This window comes from Lacticaseibacillus manihotivorans DSM 13343 = JCM 12514, assembly GCF_001435035.1.
GTDB lineage: Bacteria > Bacillota > Bacilli > Lactobacillales > Lactobacillaceae > Lacticaseibacillus > Lacticaseibacillus manihotivorans.
In genome coordinates this window covers 1-6,749 of sequence record NZ_AZEU01000077.1, presented here as the reverse complement: position 1 = coordinate 6,749, position 6,749 = coordinate 1, and the positions used below count along the sequence as shown (strand labels likewise).

General features: G+C 46.8%; 5 protein-coding genes. 3 read left to right on the top strand and 2 right to left on the bottom strand.

The genetic code is table 11. From position 1 onward, the window contains the following. Positions 1–205: 205 nt before the first annotated feature. Both rpsD and FD01_RS04165 read right to left on the bottom strand, forming a co-directional pair. Positions 206–817: a 30S ribosomal protein S4 gene (rpsD, locus tag FD01_RS04170; RefSeq protein WP_054719125.1), complete on the bottom strand. Its 612-nt coding sequence runs from the start codon at positions 815–817 to the stop codon at positions 206–208. Positions 818–987: 170 nt separating this feature from the next. Further along, the gene (locus FD01_RS04165) at positions 988–1,470 is read right to left on the bottom strand and encodes a GAF domain-containing protein (RefSeq protein ID WP_054719128.1); all 483 of its coding nucleotides are present in this window, start codon (positions 1,468–1,470) and stop codon (positions 988–990) included. Between the two features lie 189 nt (positions 1,471–1,659). Between FD01_RS04165 and ezrA the strand changes: the two genes are divergently transcribed. The 3 genes from ezrA (at position 1,660) to thiI (ending at position 6,585) form a co-directional block, all read left to right on the top strand. After that, complete coding sequence (gene ezrA, locus FD01_RS04160; RefSeq protein ID WP_056962768.1) at positions 1,660–3,363, top strand: septation ring formation regulator EzrA; 1,704 nt, start codon at positions 1,660–1,662, stop codon at positions 3,361–3,363. Between the two features lie 825 nt (positions 3,364–4,188). Next, positions 4,189–5,343, top strand: a complete 1,155-nt coding sequence (locus FD01_RS04155) for a cysteine desulfurase family protein (RefSeq protein ID WP_056962766.1) — start codon at positions 4,189–4,191, stop codon at positions 5,341–5,343. Positions 5,344–5,367: 24 nt separating this feature from the next. Further along, positions 5,368–6,585 carry a tRNA uracil 4-sulfurtransferase ThiI gene (gene thiI, locus FD01_RS04150; protein WP_056962763.1) on the top strand — a complete coding sequence of 406 codons (1,218 nt, stop codon included), beginning with the start codon at positions 5,368–5,370 and terminating at the stop codon, positions 6,583–6,585. Positions 6,586–6,749 lie beyond the last annotated feature (164 nt).

The following is a 6,749-nucleotide window of genomic DNA, read 5'->3' as shown; positions in this document are numbered from 1 at the left end:
TTATTTTGTCTGAGTGCTAACGATAGTGGCTAACTTGATTGTAAAACGCGGGTAAATGATTGATTCCGAGTGGGTAAATATTTATCGGATGAATGGAAAGAAAGCTGAAATTTCGAATAATAATGACAACAAAAAAGCCCAACGCACAAGGCGTAAGGCTTTCTCATAAACCGAATTCGATTCATAAATATTAAAATACTTATGATTAGAGAATTTGATTGTAGTATTCAACGACAAGAGCTTCGTCGACTTCTGGTTCGAGTTCGTCACGTTGAGGTAAGCGAACAAGAGAACCTTCCTTCTTGTTATCGTCGAAGGTCACGTAAGCAGGACGGGAAACCGTTGCTTCGATCGCTTCGTTGACGATGGTCAAGTTTTGGGAGCGTTCGCGCAAGCCAATCACTTGGCCAGGCTTAACTTCGTAGGAAGGAATATCAACGCGTTTGCCGTCGACCAAGATGTGACCGTGGTTAACTAATTGGCGAGCTTGTGGGCGAGTAGTTGCCAAGCCTAAGCGGAATACCAAGTTGTCAAGACGGGTTTCAAGAAGGATCATGAAGTTTTCACCATGAGTACCTTCAGTGATCTTGCCGGCACGAACGAATAAGTTACGGAATTGGCGTTCGTTCAAGCCGTACATCCAACGAAGCTTCTGCTTTTCGCGAAGTTGTTGGCCGTATTCGGAGACCTTACGGCGGTTGTTGGCACCGTGATCACCAGGGGCATAAGGACGACGAGCTAATTCTTTACCGGTGCCAGAAAGAGACAAGCCAAGACGGCGAGATTGTTTCCAGCGAGGGCCAGTATAACGAGACATATTGAATTCCTCCAAAAATTTTGTTTGGAGTAAGTTAATGTGTGAACTCAGCACACGGACAGTTTCGCTAAGTCTTTCACCATTGCGCAGCCGCGGTTACTTAACATACCAATAGGTTGCAAAACTGGAGCCGACCATGCCATTCACTGCTGCATTAAATTACTCGCGGACTAGTATACCAAAGCTAAGGCCTTGGCGTCAAGATGTTTTGCAAGCGCGGCGACGGCATCGACTAGAACGTCTTGATCGGCTTGACTAAAGCGATCGAGTTTTGGGGAATCGATATCTAAGATCCCGATCAATTTGCCGTCGACATGGATCGGCACCACCACTTCAGAGTTAGACGCCGCATCACAAGCAATATGCCCGGCAAATTCATGGACATTAGGCACGATCATTGGGGCGTCTTTTTCAAAAGCAGTGCCGACGACCCCAGATCCTGGCTTGATATGGGTGCATGCGACTTGGCCTTGGAAGGGGCCGAGGTCGAGCGTGCCAGTGGTTTTACTATAGAAGTAAAAGCCGCACCAGTTTAAATCAGTCATCGCCGCATTGATCAAAGCAGAGGCATTGCTTAAAACAGTGATGGGATTGGGCTCATTATCGAGCAATGCATCGACTTGGGCGACTAAAATGGGATCAAGAGTAGACATATGAGGGACCTTCCTTTACAAATTCGCGTCATATCAAGTTAATTTCTTATAAAAGGTTTCAAGTTTTCGTTGTTTTTGAGATACTATGAACTAAGGACATGAAACCGCATGACAGGCTTACTGAAGTATAGTGAAAAAAAGAAAATTTTGCAATGCGGATTTCAGTGATCGTGGAAGGTGTTTTGGAAAATGATGTGGGTAATCGTTGTGCTAATCGTAGTGGTCGTCGTGGTAGGCGGCATTTGGGGATTGCAGCGGGTCAATGTGGCCAAGTTGCATCAATTGGATCAAGAAGTGGAAAAAGTCGACACTGGCGAATTGCGGGGATTGATCCGCACGATCGCCAATTTAGGCTTGGCCGGCGAATCGTTGCGGGCCTTCACCAAATCCCAACGCGACTATCAACATGTGGTCGAAAATGAACTTGCAGGCTTACAAACGGCCTTGTTAGATGTGGAATTGGAAAACAAACAATTCCAATTCGTTAAAGTGCGCCAATCGCAAAACGAGATCAAAGCGGCCATCATTGATGCCGACGCCAAGTTGACCAAGATCAAAAAAGCCTTAGTCGCGATTCAAAGTGCGCAAGTGGCAGTGCGTGATCAACTGAAAACCTTGCGCACCGATTATCAAGCCGCGCGCAAAACCATTTTGGCGAAATCCTATGCCTTTGACTCTGCGCTGCCGGCTTTAGAAGCAGAACTGCAAACCATTGCGACCTCATTACATGAAGTGGCGACGGTATCTGAATCAGGGGATCACGCCGCAGCGTCTGAACAAATGGACGGCTTAACGGTTTCGGTATCGACGCTTCAAGACGAAGTGGCGCGCTTGCCAAAGCTGGTCAACACCGTGGTCAACGAATTCCCAGGGCAATTGGATGAACTGGATTCAGGCTTCCATGAACTAGCTGCCCAACATTTTGTCTTCACGCAGGACGTTCCCGCTGGCATTGAAGAGGCCCAAGCCGCCGTCAAGTTAGCACATGATCAAATCACCGATTTGAAAGTCGATGATTTGGCAGACAATGTGGCCAAAACGGCTGAAAACATCGATGGCTTATACGCCACCATGGAAAAGGAACTCAATGCGAAAACCGCCGTGCAAAAACAAACCGGTGATCTGCGTCAGTTCATCGCCCATGCGCAAAAACAAAACCACACCTTGTTATTAGAACTCGATCACCTCAATCAGTCCTACACCTTAACGCATAATGAACAACAAACCGCTGAAAGCTTGCGTGATCAACTCGATGCCATTGCTGAAAGTTTCACCGATGCCCAGCATCAAATCCAAGACAACACTGCGATTTATTCAGAGATTTTGAGCTTTTATAACCAAACTCGTAATGACTTACATGCCGTTGAAACCCAGCACCAAGCTATCAACGCCGGCGTTTCTGATTTGCAAGCCCGTGAACATCAAGCCGTTGCTTCGGCAGGAGATTTCGCCAATGCGGTGCGCGATATCAAATATGAAGTTTCGCGTCACCAATTGCCAGGCTTGCCACGGCCATACTTGGACTTTTTCAATGTGGTGACCAAAGAGCTCAAACAACTGGAAAACGACTTAAACCAAGTGAAAATCAACTTGGATGACATCGCCAAGTCCTTGATTAAAATTGGCGAAGATATCGATCAGCTGAAAGATCAAAGCCGGACGGTGGTTGATTCTGCCGGGATGTGTGAGCAATTATTGCAGTATGCCAACCGCTATAAAACCACGCATGCGGAAGTGGAAACTGCCGCCACACAAGCCAAAGATTTGTATCAACACTACAATTATTCGCATGCCGCAGATGTGATCGCCGCTGCTTTGGAAAAAGTGGAACCTGGCGCTTATCAAAAGGTTGAAGACGATTATCTCAAGTCTCAATCTGCTGCATTGTTTTAAGTCATCGCCGAGATGTCGCCGGACATCTCGGCTTTTGTTTGGGTTAACGTACTTACGATGTCCAGCATCGTAAGTGTGGTTTTAAGCTTCTAGTTAGCGATGCCAATCAGCCTCCGGCCCGAAAATTTGTGAACTCCAGCGGCTTGGCGACACTGCGGAAAACTGGACAAGTTGCCGGTGCGGCCGGCTGCAGCTCTCAAACAAAGAACGTTCGAGGAGCTTTCGCCTAGAATTTGAACCGAAGAAAACCACTTCGTTTCAAATTCTGCCGGTGAAATCTGCGCGAACCGCCACAAACCGGCGTTTCACTTGATTTCACTGCCACGGGCAATTGTCCAGTTTTCCTCCGTTTTGCCAAGCCGCTTCCGTTCACAAATTTTCTATATTGATATTACTAGCTTACAGTTTAAATCCGCTCGTGTTGGGACCTCTCCCGCTATCCTGAACAGTCATCAATGTTGGTACCGTATGTTTCGTAGCCATGGTGTCAATGGTCTATCGTAGTGGAAGTGATTTGAAATTGGGACGGAAGCTGGCCGTCGCTTACAGCCTTCCGCAGGTCGAAATCCACTTTTGATATGAGCATCGCGAATATTAAAAGTTAGTTCGGCCGAGGACCCTCTATATGCAGCGACGAGCCAGCTGGAATCCCAATTTCAAATCACTGTAGCGGAGATAGACCACTGCGTCAGATGGCGGCATGAAACACAATCGATGCCGGACATCAATTGTGTGGGATGACTTGCGCCAAACAGTGGCACAAGGTCTAAATACTATGTTATAATCGCAAACAGCAACTTACAATTTGAAAGGGAATGGCGACTCATGATTTATTTTGATAACTCCGCGACCACTAAAATCGATCCCGCGGCGTTGGACACGTACAATAAAGTTTCCGAAAACTTTGCTGGCAACCCCAGCTCTTTGCATGCACTAGGCGATAAGGCCTATCAAATGTTGGAAGGTGCCCGCAAACAAATCGCTGACTTGATCCAAGCCAAGCCTGATGAAATCTTTTTCACTTCTGGTGGGACGGAAGGTGACAACTGGGTCGTTAAAGGTACTGCCATTGAAAAGCGGCCGTTTGGCAAGCATTTGATCACCACCCAAGTTGAGCATCCAGCGATCATCAACTCAATGAAGCAACTGGAAAGTTTGGGCTTTGACGTGACCTATTTGCCAGTGGATCACCGTGGCTTCATCAATCCTGATGATTTAAAAGCGGCGTTGCGCGACGATACGATTTTAGTTTCGGTGATGGCCGTCAACAATGAAGTCGGAGCGATGCAACCGATCGATGCCGTTGCGGATATCTTAAAAGATTATCCAACCGTGCACTTTCACGTGGATGCCGTACAAGCCATCGGTAAAGGCTTGATGAAATCCTTGCGTAATCCGCGCATCGACTTCATCACTTTCTCCGGGCACAAATTCCATGCGCCACGCGGAACTGGGTTCATCTACGCCAAAGAAGGCAAGCACATTGCGCCACTGTTGACTGGTGGTGGCCAAGAACAAAACTTGCGCTCAGGTACTGAAAACACCCCAGCAGTGGCAGCCATGGCTAAGGCCTTGCGTCTGCACTTGGAAGATGAAGCAGGCAATGTCAAAAAGCAAGCCGCCATTCGCCAACGCATTGCCGAACATGTGCAACAATTTCCAAATGTGCACTTGTTCTCTGAATTAGCGCCTGATTTTGCCCCGCACATTTTGTGTTTTGCCATTCGTGGTGTGCGTGGGGAAACCATCGTGCATGCCTTTGAACAATATCAAATCTATATTTCCACCACGAGTGCATGTTCTTCGAAGAAAGGAACAGAATCCTCAACCTTGGCGGCGATGCACGCTGATCCACATTTGGCCACGAGTGCCATTCGCGTCAGCTTGGATGAAAACAATACCTTAGCTGAAGCAGATGAATTCAACGCGGCTTTTGATAAGATCTACAAGCAGTTTGAAAAATTAATGCCAAAAGAATAGTTTTTGAAATAGAAAGGAATTTTTATGCAATACGACATGATCATGGTGCGCTATGGCGAATTGTCCACTAAAGGCAAAAACCGCAGCGCCTTCATCGGCCGTTTGAACGGCAACATTACCAAAGCTTTGCATGAATACCCAGGCCTCACCATTCGCCCCAAGCGCGATCGCTTGCACATCGAACTGAATGGCGAAGATTCACAAGGCGTCATGGATCGCTTGCAACAAGTCTTTGGGATCCAAAACTTCTCCCCATCCGTTAAAGTGCCTAAAGACATGACTTTGGTGCATGAAAAAGTGCTTGAGTTAATGAAGGAAACTGCACCTGAGGGTTCCACTTTCAAGGTGGCCACCAAGCGGTCTGATCATACTTTTGAACTGGATACCAACGGCATGAACCTCGATATCGGGGACTTGTTGACGGAAGAACGCCCAGACCTCAAAGTGCAAATGAAGCATCCTGACGTGACTTTGCGCGTTGAAGTCCGTCGTGAAGCCATTTACTTGTCCACCACGACCATTCAAGGGGCTGGTGGTTTGCCAGTTGGCTCAGCCGGAAAAGCCGTTTTGATGCTTTCTGGTGGGATCGATTCGCCAGTGGCTGGCTATCTTGCGTTAAAGCGTGGGGTGGATATCGAAATGGTGCATTTCTTCTCCCCACCGTATACTTCCGAAAATGCCTTGGCCAAAGCCAAGCAGTTGACGGCCAAGTTGACGCCTTATGTCGGCAGTATCAAATTTATCCAAGTCCCATTCACTGAAATTCAAGAAACAGTTAAAGCTGGCGTGCCAGAAGGGTACTTGATGACCATTCAACGTCGCTTCATGTTGCGCTTAGCCGACATGATTGCGCACAAACGCCATGCTTTAGCGATTTTCAATGGGGAATCGGTTGGCCAAGTGGCGAGTCAAACTTTGGAATCCATGGTGGCGATCAATGATGTGACCACGATGCCAATTATCCGCCCAGTGGCGACGATGGATAAAAATGAAATTATCAAAGTCGCAGAAGATATCGATACCTATGATTTATCAATCATGCCATTTGAAGACTGTTGCACGATTTTTGCGCCACCGCGTCCAAAGACCAAGCCAAACTTGGATAAGTCCCGTTATTACGAAAGCAAGTTAGATATTGATGGTTTGTTGCAACGCGCAATGGATGGCATCGAAATCACTGAGATCCGCAGCTCTGACGAGTTTATGAATGCCGAACAAGACGTGATATCAGAATTATTATAAAAAAAATCTGAAAAAAGATTGTCTGCAACTTAATTCACCGAATTGATGCTTTATGCAGATGCAATCGGTATTCATGCATGATTATATATTCATGATTCAAAAAGCCTCGATGCACTAGTCCCTGTCAAGTTGACAGATGAAATATTATAAAGTTGAATCTGTCT